The organism is Bdellovibrio sp. HCB274 (assembly GCF_047306075.1).
In the GTDB taxonomy this organism is placed as follows: Bacteria; Bdellovibrionota; Bdellovibrionia; order Bdellovibrionales; family Bdellovibrionaceae; genus Bdellovibrio.
On the sequence record NZ_CP178623.1, the window covers coordinates 3,181,079 to 3,203,682 of the forward strand.

Annotated in this window: 25 protein-coding genes; 7 read left to right on the plus strand and 18 right to left on the minus strand. The window is 46.9% G+C overall.

Annotation, left to right across the window (positions count from 1 at the left end; translation table 11 throughout):
• Positions 1 to 74 precede the first annotated feature (74 nt).
• Complete coding sequence (locus tag ACLWNV_RS15410; RefSeq protein WP_413585330.1) at positions 75 to 1,382, plus strand: pilus assembly protein; 1,308 nt, start codon at positions 75 to 77, stop codon at positions 1,380 to 1,382.
• Complete coding sequence (locus ACLWNV_RS15415; protein WP_413585331.1) at positions 1,372 to 2,511, plus strand: CpaF family protein; 1,140 nt, start codon at positions 1,372 to 1,374, stop codon at positions 2,509 to 2,511. The genes ACLWNV_RS15410 and ACLWNV_RS15415 overlap by 11 nt, the downstream gene beginning before the upstream one ends.
• On the opposite strand, the gene ACLWNV_RS15420 is transcribed toward ACLWNV_RS15415, so the two are convergent.
• Both ACLWNV_RS15420 and ACLWNV_RS15425 read right to left on the minus strand, forming a co-directional pair.
• Positions 2,417 to 2,842 carry a hypothetical protein gene (locus tag ACLWNV_RS15420; RefSeq protein WP_413585332.1) on the minus strand — a complete coding sequence of 142 codons (426 nt, stop codon included), beginning with the start codon at positions 2,840 to 2,842 and terminating at the stop codon, positions 2,417 to 2,419. The two genes, ACLWNV_RS15415 and ACLWNV_RS15420, sit on opposite strands and share 95 nt — an antisense overlap.
• Positions 2,843 to 2,991: 149 nt before the next feature.
• Positions 2,992 to 3,762, minus strand: coding sequence for a DUF1266 domain-containing protein (locus ACLWNV_RS15425; protein ID WP_413585333.1), 771 nt, complete (start codon positions 3,760 to 3,762; stop codon positions 2,992 to 2,994).
• Between the two features lie 75 nt (positions 3,763 to 3,837).
• On the opposite strand from ACLWNV_RS15425, the gene ACLWNV_RS15430 reads away from it, so the two are divergent.
• Entirely contained in the window at positions 3,838 to 4,491 is a 654-nt protein-coding gene (locus ACLWNV_RS15430; RefSeq protein WP_413585334.1) for a DUF4097 family beta strand repeat-containing protein, read from the plus strand.
• Positions 4,492 to 4,585: 94 nt separating this feature from the next.
• Here ACLWNV_RS15430 and aspS read toward each other — a convergent pair whose 3' ends face one another.
• A complete protein-coding gene (gene aspS / locus ACLWNV_RS15435) occupies positions 4,586 to 6,415 on the minus strand; it encodes an aspartate--tRNA ligase (protein ID WP_413585335.1) in 1,830 nt (609 codons plus the stop codon).
• 441 nt (positions 6,416 to 6,856) lie between these two features.
• Between aspS and ACLWNV_RS15440 the strand changes: the two genes are divergently transcribed.
• Both ACLWNV_RS15440 and ACLWNV_RS15445 read left to right on the plus strand, forming a co-directional pair.
• Complete coding sequence (locus tag ACLWNV_RS15440; protein WP_340597621.1) at positions 6,857 to 7,162, plus strand: polyhydroxyalkanoic acid system family protein; 306 nt, start codon at positions 6,857 to 6,859, stop codon at positions 7,160 to 7,162.
• Between the two features lie 23 nt (positions 7,163 to 7,185).
• Positions 7,186 to 8,313 carry an RNA polymerase sigma factor RpoD/SigA gene (locus ACLWNV_RS15445; protein WP_413585336.1) on the plus strand — a complete coding sequence of 376 codons (1,128 nt, stop codon included), beginning with the start codon at positions 7,186 to 7,188 and terminating at the stop codon, positions 8,311 to 8,313.
• A 3-nt stretch (positions 8,314 to 8,316) separates the two neighbouring features.
• On the opposite strand, the gene ACLWNV_RS15450 is transcribed toward ACLWNV_RS15445, so the two are convergent.
• The 15 genes from ACLWNV_RS15450 to fliL all read right to left on the minus strand — a co-directional run bounded on the left by ACLWNV_RS15450 (position 8,317) and on the right by fliL (position 20,791).
• On the minus strand, positions 8,317 to 8,628 hold the full coding sequence (locus ACLWNV_RS15450; protein WP_413585337.1) for a hypothetical protein: 312 nt from the start codon (positions 8,626 to 8,628) through the stop codon (positions 8,317 to 8,319).
• Positions 8,629 to 8,731: 103 nt separating this feature from the next.
• Entirely contained in the window at positions 8,732 to 9,067 is a 336-nt protein-coding gene (locus ACLWNV_RS15455) for a hypothetical protein (RefSeq protein WP_413585338.1), read from the minus strand.
• Between the two features lie 162 nt (positions 9,068 to 9,229).
• On the minus strand, positions 9,230 to 9,577 hold the full coding sequence (locus ACLWNV_RS15460; RefSeq protein WP_413585339.1) for a transposase: 348 nt from the start codon (positions 9,575 to 9,577) through the stop codon (positions 9,230 to 9,232).
• A gap of 423 nt (positions 9,578 to 10,000) precedes the next feature.
• Positions 10,001 to 10,786: a FliA/WhiG family RNA polymerase sigma factor gene (locus ACLWNV_RS15465; protein WP_413582616.1), complete on the minus strand. Its 786-nt coding sequence runs from the start codon at positions 10,784 to 10,786 to the stop codon at positions 10,001 to 10,003.
• Between the two features lie 79 nt (positions 10,787 to 10,865).
• Positions 10,866 to 11,654 (minus strand): MinD/ParA family protein, encoded by a 789-nt coding sequence (locus ACLWNV_RS15470; protein WP_413587645.1) that lies wholly within the window; start codon positions 11,652 to 11,654, stop codon positions 10,866 to 10,868.
• Positions 11,655 to 11,692: 38 nt separating this feature from the next.
• Complete coding sequence (gene flhF, locus ACLWNV_RS15475; RefSeq protein WP_413585340.1) at positions 11,693 to 13,144, minus strand: flagellar biosynthesis protein FlhF; 1,452 nt, start codon at positions 13,142 to 13,144, stop codon at positions 11,693 to 11,695.
• Positions 13,134 to 15,233 carry a flagellar biosynthesis protein FlhA gene (flhA, locus tag ACLWNV_RS15480; RefSeq protein ID WP_413585341.1) on the minus strand — a complete coding sequence of 700 codons (2,100 nt, stop codon included), beginning with the start codon at positions 15,231 to 15,233 and terminating at the stop codon, positions 13,134 to 13,136. The genes flhF and flhA overlap by 11 nt, the downstream gene beginning before the upstream one ends.
• Positions 15,233 to 16,297, minus strand: coding sequence for a flagellar biosynthesis protein FlhB (gene flhB, locus ACLWNV_RS15485; protein WP_413585342.1), 1,065 nt, complete (start codon positions 16,295 to 16,297; stop codon positions 15,233 to 15,235). Before flhB ends, flhA begins: the two co-directional genes overlap by 1 nt.
• Positions 16,298 to 16,335: 38 nt before the next feature.
• Positions 16,336 to 17,115: a flagellar biosynthetic protein FliR gene (gene fliR / locus ACLWNV_RS15490; protein ID WP_413585343.1), complete on the minus strand. Its 780-nt coding sequence runs from the start codon at positions 17,113 to 17,115 to the stop codon at positions 16,336 to 16,338.
• Positions 17,116 to 17,388, minus strand: a complete 273-nt coding sequence (gene fliQ, locus ACLWNV_RS15495; RefSeq protein WP_413585344.1) for a flagellar biosynthesis protein FliQ — start codon at positions 17,386 to 17,388, stop codon at positions 17,116 to 17,118.
• Positions 17,389 to 17,396: 8 nt separating this feature from the next.
• A complete protein-coding gene (fliP, locus tag ACLWNV_RS15500; protein WP_413585345.1) occupies positions 17,397 to 18,155 on the minus strand; it encodes a flagellar type III secretion system pore protein FliP in 759 nt (252 codons plus the stop codon).
• Positions 18,152 to 18,838, minus strand: coding sequence for a FliO/MopB family protein (locus tag ACLWNV_RS15505; protein ID WP_413585346.1), 687 nt, complete (start codon positions 18,836 to 18,838; stop codon positions 18,152 to 18,154). The genes fliP and ACLWNV_RS15505 overlap by 4 nt, the downstream gene beginning before the upstream one ends.
• Before the next feature lie 10 nt (positions 18,839 to 18,848).
• On the minus strand, positions 18,849 to 19,226 hold the full coding sequence (fliN, locus tag ACLWNV_RS15510) for a flagellar motor switch protein FliN (protein WP_413585347.1): 378 nt from the start codon (positions 19,224 to 19,226) through the stop codon (positions 18,849 to 18,851).
• An 8-nt stretch (positions 19,227 to 19,234) separates the two neighbouring features.
• Positions 19,235 to 20,251: a flagellar motor switch protein FliM gene (fliM, locus tag ACLWNV_RS15515; RefSeq protein WP_413585348.1), complete on the minus strand. Its 1,017-nt coding sequence runs from the start codon at positions 20,249 to 20,251 to the stop codon at positions 19,235 to 19,237.
• Positions 20,252 to 20,260: 9 nt separating this feature from the next.
• A complete protein-coding gene (gene fliL / locus ACLWNV_RS15520) occupies positions 20,261 to 20,791 on the minus strand; it encodes a flagellar basal body-associated protein FliL (RefSeq protein ID WP_413585349.1) in 531 nt (176 codons plus the stop codon).
• A 298-nt stretch (positions 20,792 to 21,089) separates the two neighbouring features.
• Between fliL and ACLWNV_RS15525 the strand changes: the two genes are divergently transcribed.
• Both ACLWNV_RS15525 and ACLWNV_RS15530 read left to right on the plus strand, forming a co-directional pair.
• Positions 21,090 to 21,407, plus strand: coding sequence for a hypothetical protein (locus tag ACLWNV_RS15525; protein ID WP_413585350.1), 318 nt, complete (start codon positions 21,090 to 21,092; stop codon positions 21,405 to 21,407).
• A 100-nt stretch (positions 21,408 to 21,507) separates the two neighbouring features.
• On the plus strand, positions 21,508 to 22,602 hold the full coding sequence (locus ACLWNV_RS15530; protein ID WP_413585351.1) for a DUF2914 domain-containing protein: 1,095 nt from the start codon (positions 21,508 to 21,510) through the stop codon (positions 22,600 to 22,602).
• The last annotated feature ends 2 nt before the right edge of the window (positions 22,603 to 22,604 follow it).

Genomic DNA, 22,604 nt, shown 5'->3' on the forward strand with positions numbered 1-22,604 from the left:
TGTCCGGATCTCGTTGGTTCATGTGGCCATGAATCTACGAGAACTGCGTCCTGAGCTTGCTCTGGCAGGCTCCCATGAAAACTTTCTCTTTTATTTTCACTATCTTAATCGCTCTAAGCTCCCCCGCTGCACCCACAGAAATTATTCTTTCCCTGGGTGAGTCCACTTCTCTTTCGCTAAGCCCAAGATCTTCGGTCTGGATTCAGGATCGTGCTGTACTCAAAGCGGATGCGGTGGGATCGCGTCTACAGTTGAAAGGAACCAGTGAAGGACTGACCAATGCCCGCATTGATGACAGGCTTTACCGCATTCAGGTTTTGCATCCTGCAAAACGTGCGGCCTTTGCGGATTTAAAAAAGCACTTGGCTAAATTTGTGGGACTGAATGTTGAAGTGGGCGATGGCGATTTGCTGGTGACCGGGCGGTTGTATCGCATGCAGGACTGGATTCGCTTGGGTGAGTCGTTGAAATCTTCAGGAGCGTCCTATCAGATGCGGGCGGTTCTTTCCCCTGCCTTACAAACTGAAAGTCAGCGCTATTTCAGTGATCTTTTATTTAAAGCGAAGATTCCGCCACAAACAGTGATCTTCCTGCCATCACCGGAAGTTCGCGCGGCCGGGAATGATGCTTTGATAAAAAAGTACGAAAAGATTTTTCGTCCGTTTGGCGTTTTGGTGGTTAGAGATCAAAACAGTATTGATATTGCTCCCACCGTTAAAATTCAGATCACCGTGGCGGAAGTAAAACATTCTGCAGCTCTTAAATATGGAATTAAATGGCCCTCGACATATTCCGCGACACTACTTGCTGAAGGCGGAACCAAGTTTACGGACGCTGAATTCATGGCGAAAGCTTTTGAAAGCAATGGCTATGGAAAAATTCTAGCTAGTCCCAACATCATTTGTCGCAGTGGTAACGAGGCAGAGTTTTTGGCGGGTGGGGAATTTCCAATCAAAATTATGAATTACAAAATTCAGGACATTGTGTGGAAACGTTACGGCATTCTCTTGCGCGTTCGCCCTCGCGCTGACTCTTCGGGCCGTATCAGTCTTTCTTTGGACACTGAGATCTCCACATTGGACAAAGCCACATCCGTTGATGACATACCGGGAATTTTAACCAATCGCGTATCCAGTCATTTTGACCTGACTCGCCCTCAGACGATTGCCCTTTCAGGTTTGTTGAAGAATTTAAACGGCAACACATCAGAGGGCCTTCCTTTACTTTCCAGGCTTCCGATCCTTGGCCCTCTTTTTTCCAGCAAGGACTTTAGCGAAGAACGCTCAGAGCTGGTGATCTTTGTGCGCCCTACAATCATGAACGAAAATGACAATATCGAATCTTCCCCACAACACATTGGACGAATTCAAAATGAACAGTAATCTGGTCGCTATTTTTCAAGACCTGCAAACAAAGATTCAAAATATTCCTTTGAACGAATTACTGCTTTCACCCGACGAGGAATCTTTACTTCGTTCGCAGAAGATGGATTTGCTGATTCAGCAGGAAACTCAAGCATTGGATTCCAAGGTAGCTCGGCGCATCCGCGATGAATACTATTCCTGGGGTCCCCTGTGTACTTTGATGGAAGATGAATCCATCAGCGAGATTCTTGTGAATGGACCCGAGAACATCTGGTTTGAAAAAGCCGGTTGTTTGCAGCAGCATGCGGATTGTTTTCTGTCAGAAATCAGCTTTCGCAACTGCATTGAACGCCTGTCTCAGGCGGCGAAGTGCTTTATCACCGTAGAGCATCCCTCAGCGGACAGCAGTTTCGGGGACTTTCGGTTAAGTCTGATCGGAGCAGATCTGACTCAGTCACATCCCCATCTTTCTTTACGTCGTCACCCCAAGAATCCATGGACCTTTGAGAAATTGAGAGATCAATCGTGGTGCCGCAGTTCTGACATCGAGATCTTCAAAAAACTTATTCGTGAACGAAAGAATTTCCTGGTTATTGGCTCTACAGGCTCAGGCAAAACGTCTGTGTTGAATTCCCTTTTAAATTTACTGAATCCGAACGAGCGTGTTGTCGTGATTGAAGATACTTCCGAGATCGCTCTGCCAAACAGTGCCAGCATGAAACTTCTGACGCGTGAAGACCCTCAGGGAATTCTACCCAATGTTGATCAAACACAGCTGGTTAAACGCTCTTTGCGATTACGACCGGATCGTCTGGTTATGGGTGAAGTGCGTGGTGCAGAGGCAAAGGATTTTTTAATGGCGTTGGCAACAGGACATGCGGGAAGCTTTGGAACCCTGCACGCGCAGGATGCCGCTCAGGCTTTGATTCGCCTGGAAATGTTGATTCAAATGGGCGCCCCACAGTGGAATCTCACTGCAATCCGTCGCCTGATTCAACTCTCGCTCGACTGTATTCTTGTTGTCGGACGAGAGCCTTCAGGTTTAAGAGTTTTTAAAGGGGCTTATCGACTTTGCTCTCTGGAAGACCATGGCTTCCTGGTTGAGCCGTTGGAGATGACTGAGGGAAGAACTCTTCCGCCTTACTGACGTTTTGGAAGGCTTCTTCTGAACGTGTCATCTCGGCATTATCGCGAGCAATGGATTTCGGATTCGTGAAGAAGTTCTTATTCAGATCCTCGATCACTTTCTTTTTGCTCATCTCTGGAGTTTTGTAACTGATCGGCGCGTCCGGCGTCGGCAGTGCTCCTGTTTGGCGCATCTCTTCCAGTTGTTTGCTAAGCTGGATTCTGTCCCCCAAGGAATTCTTTCCTTGTGGACGACCCATCTCAGGTGCCCCTGGTCGCGCCGGTTGAGCCGCAGATACTTCCACCATTTTCATCCTGGGACTTGCTGGAATAATTCCGCTGATCTTTTCCATACTCACACCTCCGTGTGCTTTTAGAAAAACCATCCATGGTTTTCCTTATACTGCGTATCGGAATAAGACGTCTCAGCTTGAGACCTTCAAAGTCTTTCTGGACCTAAGTGTGGTAAAGGGAGGCTTGCAAACGCCTCCTTCGACTTGAGTTAGGAAAGTGGATAGAAATTCCAAGGACTTGCGGGATGTCCCAACAATCTTTCGCAGATTTTTTTTACTTCGGGATCATCGCTGCCTGACCAGAATGTGCGACCGATCAGGAAACTTTGTGCGAACTCCATCCAGTTGGAAAACTTGCCATCTGCAATCGGAGCCATTTTTAAGATGTGCGCCCAGGCTTCGTTGTCATCCAGATAACCAGCGACAAAACTCAGACGGACCAGATGCACAAACCTTGCTGCATCCCATGCCAGAATCCCCGGCTCCCCCAGAAATTTCAACGTTCTTTGAATCCACATCGCCAGCTTTTGATAGTCGTCATCTGACATTTGCGCTGGCTTGTCTTCAGTAAAATCAAAAGAGAAAACCTGTTTAAATTTTTCCAGCGCGTGAGCATTCAGTGCGCCATCTGCGGGAACCAATCCACGCAGAACATTGAATTTGACCCGGTGGCCTTGCTGCCGAATGTCTTCCAGGTTCTTTAAGGCGTCTTCGCGGCTTTTTACTCCCCAGAAATCCTGCAAAATTTCCACGCAGTCACCTTTGATTTCGTTTCCCCAGTTCATGTCCAGGCGAAAGAAATATTCACCGACCTCATCCAGAACCTGATCTTTGACGTCAGCTGCCAACTCCTGACCTTCAACCAAATCCGAACCGATGATTTCGTACAAATCATCCAGAAGATGATTTTCCTCAATAAAAACAGCGCCCATACACATCATGTTTTTTTCTAATGTCGTTTCCGGCAAAACTCTTTGCATGGGATCTCCTGTTCTGTATCTGTGTCTTATTCAATTACGTTTCTTTGTCATTTTCAATGTGATAAACGTAAAGTCATGCTTAAGAAAATACTTATGGGCATGATCGCCCTGTTTTTTATTTTTATCGGTGGAATGATCATCTTGATCGGCTACACGATTTACAATCCGGATTCTATTTTCACGGCGTTCAACAAAGTCACTCAAATGGTCGTTCGCGACGATGACTATAAAGAACAGGAAGAGTATTTCCTGCAGGGAATTAAAAGCATACAACTGCAAAGTGGTCGCATGCCCATTCATATTCGCACCTATAATGGCTCGACCATGAAAGTTCTGGTCGAGGGAATGGCGCCGCGTTTCGAAAAAGGTCCTTACGTTTTTCAGGTGACTGACGGGGAAAATATCAAGCTTGAGTTGCAGGAGCCCGCATCCGCTCACTGGTTTCATTTGAACATCAACGGCGAAGAATACACTGAACAGACTGAATCCAAATTGATGGCAACAGTATATTTGCCGGAAAAGTATTCGGGCCGGGTGCAGATTGAAACTCACAGTGGAAATGTGCAATTCACCGTGGATAAAAATCAGATCTTTGAATTTGAATTAAAATCCGAAAGCGGATCAATCGAAAACACCGCCCAGATGAATCCCCAGGCGGCAAGTTCCCCGGATCAAGTGGCCAAGATTCAAATCCTAACCACTTCCGGAAACATCAAAGTCACCAACTAACCTCGGAGCGAGTTCTAAGCGGCCGCAGCCGAGGCGCGAGAAGGAAGGCGTACTACAAGTACGCCGACGACGAAGCAACGAAGGATCCGGCCGTTTAGGGCTCGCTCTTACCTTCTTTGGCTTTATCGGCTAGAGTCTTTTCCGCAAGTGCGCTTAGACGAACACCGACCTCTGCCAATTGATCGTTCTTAACTTCGCTTGGGCAATCTGCCATTAGGTCCGTGGCTTTCGCGGTTTTCGGGAATGCGATCACTTCGCGGATTGCATCCGTTTCGCAAAGTAACATCACAAGACGATCCAAGCCCCATGCGATACCACCGTGCGGAGGTGTACCGTACTTCAAAGCTTCTAGGAAGAAACCGAATTTGTGTTCTGTCTCTTCTTTGCTCATACCCAACAAACGGAACATCGCCTGCTGAATTTCGTTACGATAGATACGAATAGATCCGCCACCCATTTCGTAACCGTTACAAACAAGGTCATAGGCTTTTGCCAAAATCTTGCCATAAGCTTCTTCGTTTGTTCCCAACAAGTCGTCGAAAGATTCATCCTTAGGCGAAGTGAACGGATGATGGCGAGCCACCCAGCGTTTTTCATCCGGAGAGTACTCAAGCAATGGGAAGTCCACAACCCAAAGGAATTTATAAGTTTTGTTGTCGATCAGGTTCAACTCTTTACCCAGGTGCAAACGCAATGTCGAAAGAGCCGCGCACGCGATATCAAATTCATCACCGACGATCAAAGCACAGTCGCCTTTTTCAGCGCCTGTTGCGGCGAAGATCTCGGCCAATTTTTCCGGCGTGAAGAACTTCGATACTGGCGAAGACAATGTGCCGTCTGCTTCAGATTTGATCCAAACCAAACCTTTTGCACCCGCACGTTTTGCCATGTCAGTCAGTTTGTCGAATTGACCACGGGAATACGCGCCACCTTTAGGAACCGCGATACCACGGACGATCGCACCACGAGCCAAAGCATCGTCGAAAACTTTAAAGCCAGAATTTGCCACGATGGATTTCAAATCTTTGATCTCCATACCGAAACGCGTGTCTGGTTTATCGATGCCGTATCTGTCCATCGCTTCCTGGTAAGTCATGCGAGGGATTGCGCCCACATCGATGCCCTTGATCTCTTTCCAGATCGTGCGAAGCATTTTTTCATTCATCGCCATGATGTCTTCCTGATCGATGAAGGACATTTCCATATCGATTTGCGAAAACTCAGGCTGACGGTCCGCACGCAAGTCTTCGTCACGGAAGCAGCGGGCGATTTGGAAGTATCGGTCATAGCCGGAAATCATCAGAAGCTGTTTCAAAGTTTGTGGCGACTGTGGCAACGCATAGAACGTTCCCTGATTCACACGTGAAGGAACCAGATAATCACGGGCACCTTCCGGAGTGGATTTGTAAAGAATCGGAGTTTCCACTTCAAGGAAGCCGTTATCAGAAAGGAAACGACGAACGATTTGCGCCACTTTATGACGAGTGATCAAATGACCCTGCAAACGCTCTGTACGCAAATCAAGGTAACGGTACTTCAAACGAAGCATTTCGTTTACGTTGTTATCACCTGCCTGGAACGGAGGAACCGCGGACTCATTCAAAATCTCGCAACGAGTTGCTTCGATTTCGACTTCACCAGTTTTGATTTTTGTATTCTTCATTCCATCTGGACGCGCGCGCACCACACCTTCAACAGCAATAACGAATTCACCACGAAGATTTTTTGAAGCCGCAGTGTCAGCTTTATTCGGATCCAGAACTACCTGAACGATGCCTTCGCGATCGCGCAAATCAATGAACACCAAATTCCCGTGATCGCGGCGAACATCAACCCACCCCATCACAACAACTTTTTGCCCAACATTAGCAGCCGTCATTTTGCCGCAATAATCAGTTCTCTTAAGATCCTTAACAAACTTCATGGATAACCCTTATCAAAGGTAAGAACGCCCGGAACAATCCCAAGCATCCAAAAATACTCTCATTTCCTCAAAAAAAGGTCAAAACCCAACGCACCCAAACACCACAAAATTCCCCCGCATCCCTCCCCAATCCCTCCCCCAAAAAACTCGGGAGGTATCGGTCACCCCACGCGGCGGCAAAGCCCAGCCCACCGCTCACACCGACCGAAGCAAACGCGTCCTGAGGACTGAGTTTTTGCAAAAATCCACTTAACCGAAGAGGGGAAGCTTTAAGGCGGGAGGGCTTATCGCAAGTTCCACAGCGAGCCAAAAGCCTAGTCAAAGTCACAAAATCAAAACGAGCGAGGACTGTTCGAAGCGAGAAGCCCTCCCGCCTTAAAGCTTCCCCTCCGCCGCAACGAAGCGATATACTAAAAAAACGAACGTTTGAAAGGACCAACCATGCCGAAGTTCACGATTAATCACGACTCAAGCCACTCCGCCCCAGAAGCCTACAAAAAAATAAAAGAATTTTTGGCAAATGACCTTGATATTAGGAAATTCGATCCCAAATTGAAGTGCGATTTCAGTGATGGAACGATGAGTTGCAAAATGAACGGCTCCCAGTTCAAGGCGGATATGAATGTTGCCGCTGCGGGCAATGGCAGTAAGGTGTCAGTAACAGTTGATCTGCCATTGATGCTGACTCCGTTCAAAGGTAAGGTCCAAGAAACTTTAGAGAGAAAACTCGCTAAATATTTGGGCTAATGTTTCCGGCTTAAAAAGGTTGTATGGCAAAAACCAAGGCGAAATCCTCAAATACGTCGAAAGACAAAAAGGAAAAGGCGGCTTCCAAGGAAGCCAGCCCGAAAAAACCTGCGCCAAAAAAATCTGCCAAAGCTTCTGTCGAGCCTAAGAATGTTGTGGCAGAAATCGTTGAAGACGAATCAGCCTCTGACATGAATCATGCCGAGGCTGACAAAGCCTACGCTGTTCCCTCTTCACACGATGACGACATTGATGTAATCGAGCCCGAAGAAAGTACAAAACTTCCCGCGATTGATAACTCCAAAGCGCTGACCTCTTCTGACCCTTTAGCAATTTACTTAAACGAAATTCGCAAGTACCGGGTTTTGACCAAAGAAGAAGAGCAGGCTCTTGCTAAAAAATATTTTGAAACCAAAGACCCTGAAGCCGCACAAGCTTTGGTAAAAGCCAACCTACGTTTCGTCGTGAAAGTAGCCGCCGAATATTCCAAATTTGGTGCTAAGATGATTGACCTGATTCAGGAAGGAAACGTGGGCCTGATGCACGCCGTGCGTGAGTTCAATCCTTACAAAGGTGCCCGCCTGATTACTTATGCTGTTTGGTGGATTAAAGGTTACATTCAGGAATATCTGATGCGCCAATATTCAATGGTGCGAATTGGAACGACTCAAAACCAAAGAAAACTTTTCTATCAACTGCAAAAAGAAAAGAACGCTTTGGATGCCATGGGCATCGAACCGACGACCGCATTGATCAGCTCTCGCCTGGGAATTCCTGAAGAGGAAGTTCGCGACATGGCGATGCGCATGACCGGTCGTGATGTTAGTTTGGATAAACCTGTTGATGAAGATTCGGGAACCAGCCTTGGTGATTTGCAAAAAAGCCCAGGCGACCAGCAACCTCTGGATGAGCAGCTGGCCAAACAAGAGCAACTGGAAATCCTGAAAAACAAAATTGAAGAAATCCGTCCCGAGTTATCTGATCGCGAAAAAATTATTTTGGATGAACGTATTCTGAATGACGAGCCTTTGACCTTACAGGAAATCGGCGAAAAATACGGAATCACTCGCGAGGCGGTCCGTCAGATGGAAGCCCGCCTTATGAAAAAGATCAAAGCCAAGATGGAAGAAGACGACGAAGAGGAAGAGTAGTCCTTAGAACTGCCATTCCAAGTTGGCTGCCACTTTTACTTTATTCTGCGTCTGCCCTTTAAAATCATCCAACGCCAACTGGCTTTTGAATTTGCACTTCATCTTTTGGACTCTTTCAACCCAGCTAAACTGCACTTCCTGAACATCGACTTCAGGCTTTACATCATCGTGATAGATAACGTCAGTGTTTAACTTCTCCAGACCGGCCGTGCGCCAGTTAACCCGGTAAGCCGCCATGGAAGCCTGAGCTGCGGTTGCTTGAAGAATTAAGAAAAAGCCTGCAAGGATTGTGATGATCTGGATTACTGTTTTCATGTATCTAATAATACCGGAGCATTGTTGAAACCACTCACTCACATTCAAGTGGTTTCAAGACATACTCCAAGTTCCTTGCAGAACTAAAATGCCCAGCCCCACCTTAGTGGAACTGCGATGGGACTTCAGAACCACGAACCTCGCCATCAGGTCGATCCTGATCCAAGCGAAGCGCACCTCCCGAAGAAGGATGGCAGTCCTTGCTATGATTTTCCAGTTTTGCAAGATCATTCATTTTCGTCATCTGAGACTGATCCGGACAAGGCATTACACCCGGTCGTTTAAACATCCCATTAGGAGCCCGCGAAGCTCTTTGCGCATCAGGAGAGTTACTATACTCATTAATCAACTCATCCGCCTGAGAAGGCATCGGCGCCGCCCCTGCCTGCAACGAAAAGAAAAACAAAACACTTAAAAGAAATGTAGTTGGAGTTCGCATTTTGACCTCCTTTATCAAGCCCAATTCTACCACGACTCCCAGCAAATGAACCCCCACCCCTGCCAACCACCAAACTCCCAAGCCCTCAACCCACCCAAAGCCCTGCCGTCCCCGGGGGGTATCGGTCACCCCGTTCAAAGTGGCGTGATCTGGGGGTATCGGTCATGCCCAAAGTTCCCGAAGCTGCTCCTCTGTCATTCCGCGAAGTCTTGTTTTCGAATACGGCCGACCCAACGCTTCTTTCTCATTAAGCTGAATATAATTGCGCACAGTTTGATACGCCCTATATCCCTTTACAACGCGAGTAAAAGGACGATGCAACCAAACACTCACCCCGTCCTTCGGCTTCGTGAAGGTATCGGTCAGGGTTTGCGCGAACTGCCCCGCCACCACTCGCAAAAAACTCTGAATCTGCGAGCGACGACTCCCCCGCAAAAGAATATGAACATGATCCCTTTGAATGGAAAACTGCTCCACTCCCACATAGAATTTCGCTGCGTACTTTTTCATTAGAGCGATCATTAGCGCAAAAGTTCTGGGGGAGCGAAGGCCCCTTTTCACAACGTGCTTATTCACTTTGAAAACAAGATGAATGGGATCTTTGGATGACAACGGGCGAGCACCTCTCCCCCGGGATGAACGCCTTAAAGTACCACCGTACGAATAACGGTGAATGTTCTTAGTGTTGTAAGTCTGAAACGCCGCCTGCATGACCGATACCCCCAGATGCGAGGGAGTGAATGCAGAAGGAGTGCCGTGGTTGAAGCGGACTTGAAAACAAGAGGGCGCCGTGGATATCCGGGAGTCAGACGGGGATTGGACGTGACCGATACCCCCGGGATACTGTTTTGGGGGAGGAGGGAAAAGAAAAAACGCCAGGGTGGCTGGCGTTTTTTGGGTTTAGATAGAAATTTTCAAAAACGGATTCTGGGACTAAGCTACTTCCAGTTCGCCGGCGCCGATTGTGGCTGCTAGCTTTGCGCGGAGGCGGGTTACTGCCTGAGCGTGGAGTTGGGAGACGCGGGATTCAGTTACGCGAAGTACCTGCCCGATTTCCTTTAGGTTCAGGTCTTCGTAGTAGTACAAAGAAAGAACCAGGCGTTGTCTTTCTGGAAGTTCCTCGATCGCAGTCGCTACAACTTCTTTGATGTTTTTCACATTCAATTGGTTGAACGGACTGTTTGTGCGGGAACCTTCCAAAATATCCATGATGGATTTTTTGTCTGTGTTACTGAAAGTTGTCGCCTGATCGATTGGCAACAAGCTGACCGGGCGAACCTGGTTCACCAAGTCGTGAAATTCATCGATATTCACGTTAAGGGCTTTAGCAACTTCTTCGTCCGTTGCTGTACGGCCCAAATCGGCTTCCAGTTGAACCATTGTGCGATCCAAAAGTTTTGCCTTATCACGAATGGAACGTGGCACCCAGTCTTGAGCGCGAAGTTCATCCAGGATGGCACCGCGAATACGGAATTCAGCATAAGTTTTAAATTTATTATCACGAGTGGAATCGTACTTTTCGATGGCATCCATCAAACCGATTACACCTGCAGAAATCAAATCATCCAGTTCGATGTTAGAAGGAAGTCTAACGGCGATCTTTTGAGCGATAAATTTAATAAGTGGAGCGTATTCCCTGATAAGGTCGTCTTTTTTCGTCGGCGCAAGCTGACGTGGCTCATCCTTGTACTTCTTCAACAAAGCCGCATTTTTCCCCATTTTTATCCCTCTTGAAGTCTATGTTAACAAACACCCAAGTGTGCTGAAAGTCCAATTCTGCATCGGACCAGTTGTTCGCTTATGCGACCCCTACCACTTGGTCCCAGAACATCTGCATTCCGCCATTAGCTTCAATTAGCTTTGAGGAATTTTCTATCTGCGCAGATATTTGACGAATCGCTTTGGAAGATTCCGCACCGACATCGTGTCTCACAATGAGACGCTGCATTTGAGTTGCTTTTCTTAAAACCGCATCGTTTGGAACTGAGCCCCAGTAATCAAGACCAATGTACAGAAAGCGATTCACAACATCGTTGAATCGTTTGTACAAGCCCATGCCCTCTTCTTCATCGCGCACTTGATTGCAGATGATCGAGAAGTGATTCACCTTGTAGTTCTTATTCAAAACTTTGATCAATGCGTATGCATCAGCAAAGCTCGAAGGATCAGGAGTGATCACAACGCTGACAGATTGAGCCGCAGAGTTCAGGAAAAGAACATTTTCCGCAATCCCCGGTGCCGTATCAATCAACAGAAAATCAAATCCCATAGGCAAAGAGCTTACCGCCTCCACCATCGCACGGCGTTCGAAGTGGTTCAGGTTGTTGAATTCCACAACACCGCTGCCACCCGGAATCAAAAACACATCTTTGGAGACTTCCATCAGAATGTCTTTCATCTCTTTACGACCAGCCAAAATATCATGAATGCTGCCCTGGCTTTTTGCGCCGAACATGATATCCACGTTCGCCATGCCCAAATCACCGTCCAGGATCAAAACTTTTTTGCCTTTTTGCGCCAGGCTCAATGCTAGGTTGGCAACCAAAGTTGTCTTGCCCACACCGCCTTTTCCGGAGGTGATGCTGATCGTTCTTGTGCGATATAAATCAAAAGTATTTAAGCGACTCATACAGCTTCTGAATCCTGTTGTTTAAATTTGGTAATCTTAAAAATCAAATCCAACAAACGCTCTTTAGTTGCGAACTCAAAATCTTCAGGAACACGTGAACCGATACCAAATGAATGAAGTGGAATATCGAAACGCTTCATGAAGTTGTAGATAGTCCCGTGTTGAGTGGACTCATCCAAAGAAGTGAAGATCACATCCTTATAGCCCATCACCGAATAACGGCGACCCAACTCGATCGCATCAGCGTCTTTTGTATTTGAAGACATTGTTAAATGAATGTTGGCGTTCAAAGCCTGAGGCGGCAAAAGACTGCGCAACATTTGAATTTCTTCGTTGCTCTTCAGGCTTAGACCTGTGAAGTCAACCAGCACGCAATCCACATTCGCCAGATAGCGCATTAGATTGCTCCAGTCGTTTTGAGAGCGAATCACAGAAAACGGGACGTTCAGGATTTGTGCATAAATTTTCATTTGATCAGCCGCGCCCACTTTGAAGGTATCGGTCGTGAAGATCGCAATCTTCTTGCGCTCGCGAACCACCATGTGGCTGGCCATTTTAATCAAAGCTGAAGTCTTACCGCTGCCGGCAGGACCCACGAAGCAGTGAATCTTACCCGCAGTCGGATTCTGAGAAATCTTAATAGCATCCAATACATGTCGAGCCACGAAAGCTTCAGCCAACGCTTTGTTTTTTAACTTCAATGGCGGTAGAGTTTCCTGCGCCTGAGTCAGGATATCCGCAGCAATTTCCGGAGCCATCCCTGAACGAGTCAGTTTTTCGAAAATAGAACTCAAATCATAAGAGATTCCATAGTCGGCACCCGGATGCGCGCCCACGAAAGTTTGCGGCATTTGCTGGAACTGAGTGATGACTTGTTTAAGAGAAGCAATTTCGTGCTTCAATGCCATAATCTCTTCGGTGTCAGCAGCCGGTCGTGCGGGCGCTGACTTGACCGATACCCCCTGAGCAGCGGGTTTTGCTGGGGCTGGAGTTGATTTTTTGGGTTGGAAATTTTGTTCTTGTTCCTGGAATGCGTGCAATGCTCTTTGGGCTGCGTTTTTTACGCGCTCCTCGGACATTTTTTGCTGACGTGCGTATTCGTTTTCATCTTCGATATCGATGTAACGACGTTGCGTGATAGGCGCTGGAGCCTGGCTTTTTTGCACATGCTTTTCCACCATCTTGTGGATTAGTTCTTTTTGCTGGCGAGCCGTGCTGGCCAGGAATCTTTCACGATCCTGTTCACGCAAACGGGATTCTGCAAATTTCTTTTTTTGCAGAGTTTCTTCGGAAACAGCGGCGGTGATTTCCACGCTGCCTTCCCCTACCAAGCCGAAGCTTTTGTTGTTGTCGCGTGCAGAGAGGATGATGGCGTCAGGTCCCAATTGGGACTTAACCATCTCCAGAGCTTCCTTCATTGTACGTGCTTCAAATTTCTTAACCTGCATGGCTCATCTCCACTAGGGCAACCGATTGAACATCCGCGTCTGACGTCAACTCGTTGTGCGAAAGCACAACCAACTGAGGGATAAAACGCGAAGTCAGTTTGTAAATATGTCGACGGGAAGTCGGGCTGGTCAGCAGGATCGGCTGACTTGCCACTTCCGGATGGTTTTCCACTGCACGCGCGATCTCATTGATCAGGCGATGAGCGGTATTTGGATCCATCACCAACTGAATACCCTGTTCTGTTTGCAGAAGAGAGTTGGCGATGAGTTCCTCAATAACCGGGTGCAAGGTCATCACGGGGATATTGCCTTGTTCCGTTGTGTATTTTGCTGTGATTCCGCGAGCCAGCGAGCGGCGTACGGATTCTGTCAGAACCTCGATATCTTTGGTGCGCGGAGCTTCGTCAGCCAGAGTTTCAAAGATGGTCAACAAGTTACGAATGGAAACCTGCTCCTTAAGCAGCCCTTGCATAACACGAACCACTGAACCCAGGGACATAAGATCCGGGATAAGTTCTTCCACCACTTTCGGGTGGGATTTCTTGAAGTTTTCCACCAAGGACGCCGCTTCCTGACGACCCAACAATTCGTGAGCGTGAGAACGGATGATCTCGGTCAAGTGAGTGGCCATAACTGTTGGCAAGTCCACCACTGTGTAACCCGCGATCTCGGCGTCTTCCTTGCGGTTCGGAGAAATCCAAAGAGCATCCAACCCGAAAGCCGGTTCTTTGGTTTTAATACCATCAATATTTTCAGAAACATTGCCAGGATCCATTGCCAACAAGGCGTCAGGACGAAGTGTACCGCCACCGACTCTGTTGCCCTTGATCATCAGACGGTATTCACCCGGCGCCAACTGCAAGTTGTCGCGTATATGAATACTTGGCACCACAATCCCCAGATCCAGAGCAAACTGCTTACGGATACTGACGATACGTTCAAGCAAGTCACCGCTTTGATCTGATTCAACGATGCTGATCAAACCGTAACCCACTTCCAATTCAACCATGTCGACAGGAAGCATGCTTTCGATGTTTTCTTTTTTCGGAGCGATAGCCTGAGTTTCCTGGGCTTTCTTTTCAGCAGCTGCAGTTTCAGCTTTGTATTTCTTAAGAACCCAGGAGACACCACACAACAATCCACCCATCATCAGGAATGGAACTGTCGGAAGACCCGGAACCACACCCATCAGGATCAATACGCCACCAGAAATCATAACGGCACGAGGATTGACCAAAAGTTGGCTGGTAACCTCTGCACCCATGTCTTTATCTGAATTCGAAGTACGGGTTACGATCGTACCGGCAGCAGTGGAAATGATCAGGGCCGGGATCTGAGCCAGCAAACCGTCACCGATTGTCAACATCGTGTAGTATTTTGCCGCCGTGCCCACATCCAAACCTTTTTGGATCACACCGATTGCCAAACCACCAAGGATATTGATCAAGGTAATAATGATACCCGCGATCGCGTCACCACGAACGAACTTAGAGGCACCGTCCATCGCTCCGTAAAAGTCAGCTTCCTGTTCGATCTGACGACGACGTTTACGGGCTTCAACTTCAGTGATGTGACCGGCGTTCAATTCCGCATCGATCGACATTTGCTTACCTGGCATCGCATCCAAAGTGAAACGTGCAGCGACTTCGGCCACGCGCCCAGAACCCTTGGTGATTACCATGAAGTTGATGACGATTAAGATGGCGAACATGATGAAACCGATTACGTAGTTACCACCAACAACGAAGTTGGCGAAGGACGCGATAACATCACCGGCTGCTTTTTCACCTTCATGCCCATGAGTCAAAATCAAACGGGTCGTGGCCACGTTCAGTGCCAGACGGAACAACGTGGTCATTAACAGCAGGGATGGGAAAGATGTGAAATCAAGGGCTCTTTGCGTATAGATACTTACAAGCAGGATCAGGATACTGATCGCCAACGAGAAAGTAAGAGATATGTCCAGCATCATTGGTGGTAATGGAATAATCATTACCGCGAGAATCGCAAGGATACCGAACGCCATAAAGAGATCGGTATTCTTAGTATACTTTTCGAATCTCTTTAAAAATTGAAACACTTCTTCCATTATCTTTTCTTCCTACGCAAACGATAAACATATGAAAGGACTTCGGCCACCGCGACAAACAGGTCTCTTGGGATCACCTGCCCGATCTTCATGGTTTTAAAGATCGTTCGCGCCAGTGGTTTATTCTCAACGATCGGAATATTGTGCTCTCTTGCGACAGCCTTAATATTCTCTGCAACAGCATCCGCACCCATTGCCACCACCTGAGGTGCCGGCAGGTTGTCTGAGTATTTCAGAACAACCGCGATGTGCGTCGGATTCGTGATCACAACGTCGGCCGTCGGGATATCCGCCATCATACGCTTGGAGGCCATTTCCCTTTGGATACGACGAATGCGCGATTTGATCATAGGATCACCCTCGCGCTGCTTGTGCTCTTCTTTCACTTCCTGTTTCGTCATCATCATTTTCTTTTCAAGGTCCCAGCGCTGATAGAAGTAGTCAGCACCCGCAAGCACCAGCATGATTCCACCAACCCCACCCAAAAGCTTAGCGACGATAGCGCCAATGTAAGTGCAGATTTGTTCAATCGAGAAACTCATCATGTATGGAATCTGATGAACTTCCCCACGTAACAAGAAATACAAAACCAAACCAATGGCACCCATTTTCAGAATGCCTTTTACTGCTTCCATCACCGCGCGAAGACTCATGATACGCTTCATGCCTTCTACGGGATTCAGCTTGTTCGGGTCCGGAGTCAAAGCATCTTCAACCTGCAGAAAACCGATCTGCGCAATTGTCGAAGCCGCACCCAACAAACCGGCAATTCCCATAACGGGAGCAATAAGAATCAGTGTTTTCTCTCCATTCATTTGAAGAGCTTCTGTGAAGTTGCCCGTGCGAATCGTCGTTACCAGATCCGGGCCGAAGGAATATAAGAACAGGTCATAGAAATTTTTAAAGAAAAAGCGACCCAAAGCATATACACCACCCGCAGCTGCCAACAACAAAACTGCTGTTGCCAACTCCTTGGATTGAGCGACATTACCTTTTTTGCGAAAGTCTTCCCGTCTGGCGTCCGTTGCCTCTTCGGTTTTTTCGCTGTCGTTTTCCCCTGACACTTAGTTCCTTCCTAGAACTTCATCTCTCTCTTAAAATACTACAATGCTTTCATTACTTTGAACAGTTCTGTGGCCGTGATTTCGACCAGACCGTTCATCTCTAAAATCATCAATGGCAAACAAATGAAAACCACTGTCATACCGATCATGATCGTCACTGGCATACTCGTAACCAGGACGTTGATCTGGGGAACTGCTCTTCCCAAAATACCCATCGCCAGATTGACCAACAGAATCGTTACCAACACTGGCGCACACATTTTGATTGTTAAAATAAATGCCGTTTGCCCGAAAGCCGCAATTTCACCAAAGGGCCCGATATTCAAACTCAAAGAACTCACTGGAACCAAAGTGTAACTTTCCACGATGGCACGGATCAGAATATGGTGACCGTTAATCGCCAGGAACACGAGAGTTCCCAAAGTCGAATAGAAAGATTCAAGCGCATTACCAGTCGTACCCAGCAAAGGATTGTACATCTGACCCGCCGACAAGCCCACGCTCATCGCAGTCAGATCACCCACCATAGAGACAATGAAAAAGAAGATCCGGGTTAAAAATCCCAGAGACAATCCCACGATCAATTCACGGACAGCTAAAGATATGATTTCGTTGGAGATAACCAGATAGTCGATGTTGCCGATTTTAATCACCGGAAACAGAAGAACACTCAGGACGATCGACAGCAAAATCTTAACTGGAGTAGGAATAGTTTCAGAACCAAAGAATGCAGACGACACCACGAAGGAGATCATGCGCAGGAAAACCAGCGCAAATAGCAAAAGCTGCCCTTCTGTGAAAGCCGTCCAATTAAGCATCTATTCCCTTACCATCACTGGAATATTTTCAATCAACGTCGACGTATAACTTGTCAGAACGTCCATCATCCATGGACCGGCCAGAACAATCACGGCAGCCACGACGATCATTTTTGGAATGAACGTCAAAGTCGCCTCATTGATCTGCGTAAGTGCCTGGAAAATACTGACTGCCAAACCCACAACCAGCGTGCTGATCAAAAGAGGAGCCGCAAGCATCGCAGTTGTACGTAAAGCATCCTGGCCTAATTTAATTACTAAATCTTCAGTCACGTCTCACCTCAACCGAAACTTTTTACCATCGAACCGATCAGCAAACCCCAACCGTCGACAAGTACGAAAAGCATAATTTTAAATGGAAGAGAAATCACAATTGGTGGAAGCATCATCATACCCATTGCCATCAACACACTGGATGCGACGATGTCGATCACCAGGAATGGAAGGAAGATGATGAATCCGATCTGGAACGCTGTCTTCAACTCAGAAACCACGAAAGCCGGAACCAAAACCATTGTCGGAACTTCTGCACGCGTTTTTGGTTTTTCAACTTTGGAAAGTTTTACGAACAATGCCAAATCCGCGTCACGAGTCTGGTTGAACATAAACTTGCGCAATGGAGCCAGAGAGTTTTCAATGGCCTGATCCTGGGAGATCGTGCCTTTCAGGTATGGCTGCACACCGTTAACATTGATTTCGTTAAATGCCGGTTGCATCACAAAGAAAGTCAAAAACAGGGACAGACCGATCAACAACTGATTCGGGGGCATCTGTTGCACACCCATCGCCTGTCTTAGGAAAGACAACACGATGATAATACGGGTGAAACCCGTCATCATAATCAGGATCGCCGGTGCCAAAGTCAGCACCGTCATAATTAGTACAAGCTTAATGGCGTTTACCACTTCATTTGGATTCTCTGAAGTTTTAAAACCCAGGTTTACTGTTGGTAAAGTCACCTGCGCGAACGCATGGGAACTTGTCAACAACACCAGCGGAAGCAGAATCAAACTCCACAGAGTCAGTTTCTTAAAATTCACTGAAAATTCCTCATGCCTTTCAAACGTTTGGAAACGATGTCTTTAATTCCGCTGATCGCAAACTCATCGTCTGCATCCTGATCTTTAGCGCGGCTTTTAAAGCTGACACGAGCTGCTGGTTCTTCAGTTTCCTCTTCCTGATCTTCAACGAAGGAACCCATGACTTTACCGAAACTCTTTGGCGCCTCTTCAGGCACTTCATCATCCAGCAAGGACAGGGATTTGATCATGGAGATATTATGATCTGTAACACCGATAAGAATGGATTCGCCCGCAACACGAACGATAGCCAGACTTCTTTTAGGGCCCAGGTAATGCTGTTGCAAAACCTTGATCTGCGTTTGATGTTTTCTTTCTTTAGGCACGGAGTATTTACGCAAAAAGATAAATGCGCCACAACCCACAGCACCCAACAAAGACAAGGTCATCAAAATGCGGAACCAGCCGGAGCCTTCCGTCGCAGAATTTTTTTGCTTATCCAGATTAAGTGGAATCTCGGACTCTTTACGATTGTCGACTTTTGGCAAATCCTTGGTCGCCACCGCATCAGCACCCGAAGCTGCTGCCGTCTCAGTATTAACTTCCGCAGATACAGCCGGAGCTGCCTCAGAGGTAGGGGCCTCTTGTTCTGCCGCGTGGGCAGATACGGAAATCACGAAAAGAAGAGAAAGAATCCACTTCATCAAAAACCTCTTACTTCAGCTGTTCTACGCGTTCAGCCGGAGAAATAATATCAGTCAAACGAACACCGAACTTCTCATTCACCACCACGGCCTCGCCGCGTGCGATCAACTTGTCGTTCACGTATACTTCCATTGGCTCACCGGCCAATTTATTCAATTCAATTACGCTACCTTGAGTCAGATTCAGAAGCTCACTCACCGGCATTTTTGTACGGCCCAATTCCACTGTAACTTTCAATGGAATATCCAAAATCAGATTAAGATTTCTGTCTTTGGTCAAAGAACCACTGCTGGATTCTTTCTTGGCAGCCGCGCCACCTTCAGCCGCCATTCCGGAAGCTTCCGCCATTAACTGATCTGCCAAATCGTCCAATTTATCGTCTGTCATTTATCCCCCTACTTGATTACCGGACGAGTCACTTGGACAGCCACGGTTCCATGATGTATTCCGTAATAACCTAAAAACTTTTTAACGCCTTCAACTTCAACTTCGAATTCGCCAGTGGCATCCTGATCCAGAGGAATTACATCCCCCACTTTCAGGCCCATCATGTCGCGAAGTTTGATCTCGGTTTCACCCAAGTTCACTTTGATTTCCAAATCTGTTTCCAAAAGCTGTTCCTGAATTGTGGAAGTCCACAATTTTTTGTCAGTCTGGTCAGATTCAACCTGGAAACCTGTGGATAATTTTTGCTTGATCGGCTCGATCGTCGCATAAGGAATAACGATGGAAACCGTTCCTGATGCATTCTCAAGCTCAACGTCAAATGTGGAAGCAATAACCACGTCAGTCGGAGGTACGATACCCACGAACTGAGGATTCACCTCGGTACGAACAAAAGAACAACCGATTTTTTCAACAGAAGCCCATGCTGTTTCCAGGTCGTTGATCGCCAGACCCACAACCTTTTGCACGATCTGAAGTTCGATCGGTGTAAAATCCTTACCGTCAATTTTAGTGTAGGGACGATCCGCACCACCAAAGAAACTGTCCACCAATGCGTAAGCCAGTTTGCTTTCGATAACAAACAGAGCCGAACCACGCAGATTACCAAAACGCAGTACGCACATGCACGTTGGCATCGGCAATGTATTGATAAACTCACCGAACTTCAAAAATTCAGTACCTGTCAAAGTGATCGAGGCAATTTTGCGAAGAGCAGAAGACAAAGAAACACGGAAAGCTCTCATGAACTTTTCGTAGATAACTTCCAACTGAGGCAAGCGACCACGGATGATACGGTCCTGGCTGGTCAAATCATAAGATATAATCTTACGTTCTTCGACCTTGCCACTGCCGCCACCACCGGAACCACCATCATCGGATTTCGGTGAGTCAGAAGACGCCACATCCCCGTCGGAAACCGCGGCTAGTAACGCATCAACTTCACTTTGTGAAAGAACCTGATTCATAGCCCTGCCTTAGTTATAAAGGAACTCAGTAAACAACACGTTCGAAATCTTCCCTTGAACCAGGAACGAGTTAATCGTGTCTTTGATTTCATTCTTCAAGCTGTCACGGCCCTCACGGGTCGAGACCTCTTCATAAGTTTTGGAAGAAAGAATAATAATAATGATGTCGCGAATTTGCGCTTTGCGCTTATCGATCTCTTCTGCGGCTTTGTCGCCTTTCAGTTCAAGCTCGATATTCACTTTCGCCACACGACGACCTTTGGAACCCGCCAGATTCACGATGAATGTTTCCAAAGGAACAACTTTACCGACGATTTCTTTCTCTTCGGCAGCTTCTTTGTGTTGAGCCTCGGCTTCACCTTTAATAACATCTTCGATCTTTGGTTCCGCGGCTTCTTTTTGTTTGCCCTTATAAAGCATAAAGCCCACGCCTGCGACGATGAGCATATTGATCACTGCTAGTGCAATAAGAAGTATAGGCTTTTGTCCTGAACCGCCTGATGATGCTGCTTCTGCGGCTGGCGCATTTTCTTCTGCCATTCATCCTCCATGATGAACGACCACGATATGGGAGTGGTCTCATGGAACATCTAAGCAACTGCAATGCCAACAGGTCCTCGGTCCAGTCAGCATTCCTGCAGTCCAACATATTTGATTACAGGCAAATTTTGCCTCCCCGGAAAATGTTTCCATCCAAAATTTTTATGACGGGAGTCAAAGAATTGGCGAGCAACTTTGACTGCTTGTCGACAGTCACGGACCAAGGTCTATAGTTCGAGCACTTATTCAGGTTCATAATATTGATGGGTCCCATCCCTCAAAAAGGAAGGAGTTCTTTATGGACAACCAACAACCAAATCAATCCGTGGGAGGCCTTCAATCGAAGTTCGGGGAAATATCTTCGGCTTTAAAATCTCAGTTTGCGAATCTGAATCTTTCAGAAGCCCAGATTAAGGATGCTTTAAAAAGTCCTGACGATCTGGTGAATCTGATCTGCGATAAAACCGGCATGTCCAAAGAAGCCGCCAGAGAAAAAGTCCACTCGTTGATGGCACAATACAATATCACCGACGATCAGGCGAAAGGCTTTATGGCCCGCATGAGTGACAAGGTAGAACACGGTATTGATGCAATTAAATCCAAATTCACCCACTGATCCAACAGGGGTAGGATGAGTTTTTATAGGAAAGTCTCCCTCTGAATCAGGGAGGCTTTCTTATTGGATTTCCCAGAGCACCTTGGATAGTATGACATCCATGACAACCATGAAACAGCGCCTTTTGAATTACTACGAAAAAAATGAAGCTAAAGTTGATATCGCCTTTTTCCTGGGCGGTTTTCTTTTCGACGTACTGACACTCTCTGATGTCGATGATCCATTAAGTATTGTGCAGCAGATCGTCTATCTCGGAGTCATCGGTTTGATTCTGTTTTATGACTTTTTAAGCACCCATGGGCTTACGCAAATCAACGCTCGCTTTAGCAAGTACTGGGAGTACCGCAATCTGGCAGTGCATTTCCTGTTAGGAAGTTTGCTAAGTGTTTATTCTCTGTTTTTCCTGAAAAGTTCTTCGATCTTTTCCTCCATCGTCTTTGTCGGACTAATGATGGGTATTATGGTTGCAAACGAACTTAAAAGCGTGCAGAAAGCGGCGGTGGATTTAAAAGTCGGTTTGTACGTCATTTGTCTTTTCGCCTTTTTCTCGATGACGATCCCGGTGTTAGTGGGCTTTGTCGGAATCACCACGTTCCTGGCCTCCATCGCACTGACAGCGGCCGTTGTGTATGGCGCTTACAAACTTCTAAACAAGAAAGTTGAAAACAAAAAACTCCTGTTAAGGACTTTGGCATTACCTGGCTTTAGCGTCCTGGGACTATTTGTGATCCTGTATTTCATTGGTTGGATTCCACCGGTTCCCCTAACGGTGCAAAACATGGGGATCTATCACAACATTGAAAAATCAGGGGGAAAATATCTGTTGTCCCATGAAAATCCAGCGTGGAGATTTTGGAAAACGGGCGATCAGGAATTCCTGGCAGAGCCTGGTGATAAGATTTATTTCTTTGCACAGATTTATTCACCGGCAAGATTCGATGATTCGGTGATTGTGCATTGGTACTATAAGGATCCCCGTCAGGGCTGGATCAGCACCGACAAAGTACCCATGCGAATTTCGGGTGGCCGCAAAGAGGGTTTCCGCGGCTTTTCAGTTAAGCAGAATTATACTTCGGGCGAAGGGCGCATCAGTGTGGAAACTACGGATGGACGAGAAATCGGAAGAATTTATTTTAACGTAAATAAAACCGACCAAAGCAACCCGACAAGAACTTTTACCACCGATGTGATGTAAAA

Excerpts from the sequence above, each read along its gene's own strand:
- ACLWNV_RS15410 (WP_413585330.1), top strand. The coding sequence starts at position 75 with ATGAAAACTTTCTCTTTTATTTTCACTATCTTAATCGCTCTAAGCTCC.
- ACLWNV_RS15415 (WP_413585331.1), top strand. The coding sequence starts at position 1,372 with ATGAACAGTAATCTGGTCGCTATTTTTCAAGACCTGCAAACAAAGATT.
- ACLWNV_RS15420 (WP_413585332.1), bottom strand. The coding sequence starts at position 2,842 with ATGGAAAAGATCAGCGGAATTATTCCAGCAAGTCCCAGGATGAAAATG.
- ACLWNV_RS15425 (WP_413585333.1), bottom strand. The coding sequence starts at position 3,762 with ATGCAAAGAGTTTTGCCGGAAACGACATTAGAAAAAAACATGATGTGT.
- ACLWNV_RS15430 (WP_413585334.1), top strand. The coding sequence starts at position 3,838 with ATGCTTAAGAAAATACTTATGGGCATGATCGCCCTGTTTTTTATTTTT.
- aspS (WP_413585335.1), bottom strand. The coding sequence starts at position 6,415 with ATGAAGTTTGTTAAGGATCTTAAGAGAACTGATTATTGCGGCAAAATG.
- ACLWNV_RS15440 (WP_340597621.1), top strand. The coding sequence starts at position 6,857 with ATGCCGAAGTTCACGATTAATCACGACTCAAGCCACTCCGCCCCAGAA.
- ACLWNV_RS15445 (WP_413585336.1), top strand. The coding sequence starts at position 7,186 with ATGGCAAAAACCAAGGCGAAATCCTCAAATACGTCGAAAGACAAAAAG.
- ACLWNV_RS15450 (WP_413585337.1), bottom strand. The coding sequence starts at position 8,628 with ATGAAAACAGTAATCCAGATCATCACAATCCTTGCAGGCTTTTTCTTA.
- ACLWNV_RS15455 (WP_413585338.1), bottom strand. The coding sequence starts at position 9,067 with ATGCGAACTCCAACTACATTTCTTTTAAGTGTTTTGTTTTTCTTTTCG.
- ACLWNV_RS15460 (WP_413585339.1), bottom strand. The coding sequence starts at position 9,577 with ATGAAAAAGTACGCAGCGAAATTCTATGTGGGAGTGGAGCAGTTTTCC.
- ACLWNV_RS15465 (WP_413582616.1), bottom strand. The coding sequence starts at position 10,786 with ATGGGGAAAAATGCGGCTTTGTTGAAGAAGTACAAGGATGAGCCACGT.
- flhF (WP_413585340.1), bottom strand. The coding sequence starts at position 13,144 with ATGCAGGTTAAGAAATTTGAAGCACGTACAATGAAGGAAGCTCTGGAG.
- flhA (WP_413585341.1), bottom strand. The coding sequence starts at position 15,233 with ATGGAAGAAGTGTTTCAATTTTTAAAGAGATTCGAAAAGTATACTAAG.
- fliR (WP_413585343.1), bottom strand. The coding sequence starts at position 17,115 with ATGCTTAATTGGACGGCTTTCACAGAAGGGCAGCTTTTGCTATTTGCG.
- ACLWNV_RS15505 (WP_413585346.1), bottom strand. The coding sequence starts at position 18,838 with ATGAAGTGGATTCTTTCTCTTCTTTTCGTGATTTCCGTATCTGCCCAC.
- fliN (WP_413585347.1), bottom strand. The coding sequence starts at position 19,226 with ATGACAGACGATAAATTGGACGATTTGGCAGATCAGTTAATGGCGGAA.
- fliM (WP_413585348.1), bottom strand. The coding sequence starts at position 20,251 with ATGAATCAGGTTCTTTCACAAAGTGAAGTTGATGCGTTACTAGCCGCG.
- fliL (WP_413585349.1), bottom strand. The coding sequence starts at position 20,791 with ATGGCAGAAGAAAATGCGCCAGCCGCAGAAGCAGCATCATCAGGCGGT.
- ACLWNV_RS15525 (WP_413585350.1), top strand. The coding sequence starts at position 21,090 with ATGGACAACCAACAACCAAATCAATCCGTGGGAGGCCTTCAATCGAAG.
- ACLWNV_RS15530 (WP_413585351.1), top strand. The coding sequence starts at position 21,508 with ATGACAACCATGAAACAGCGCCTTTTGAATTACTACGAAAAAAATGAA.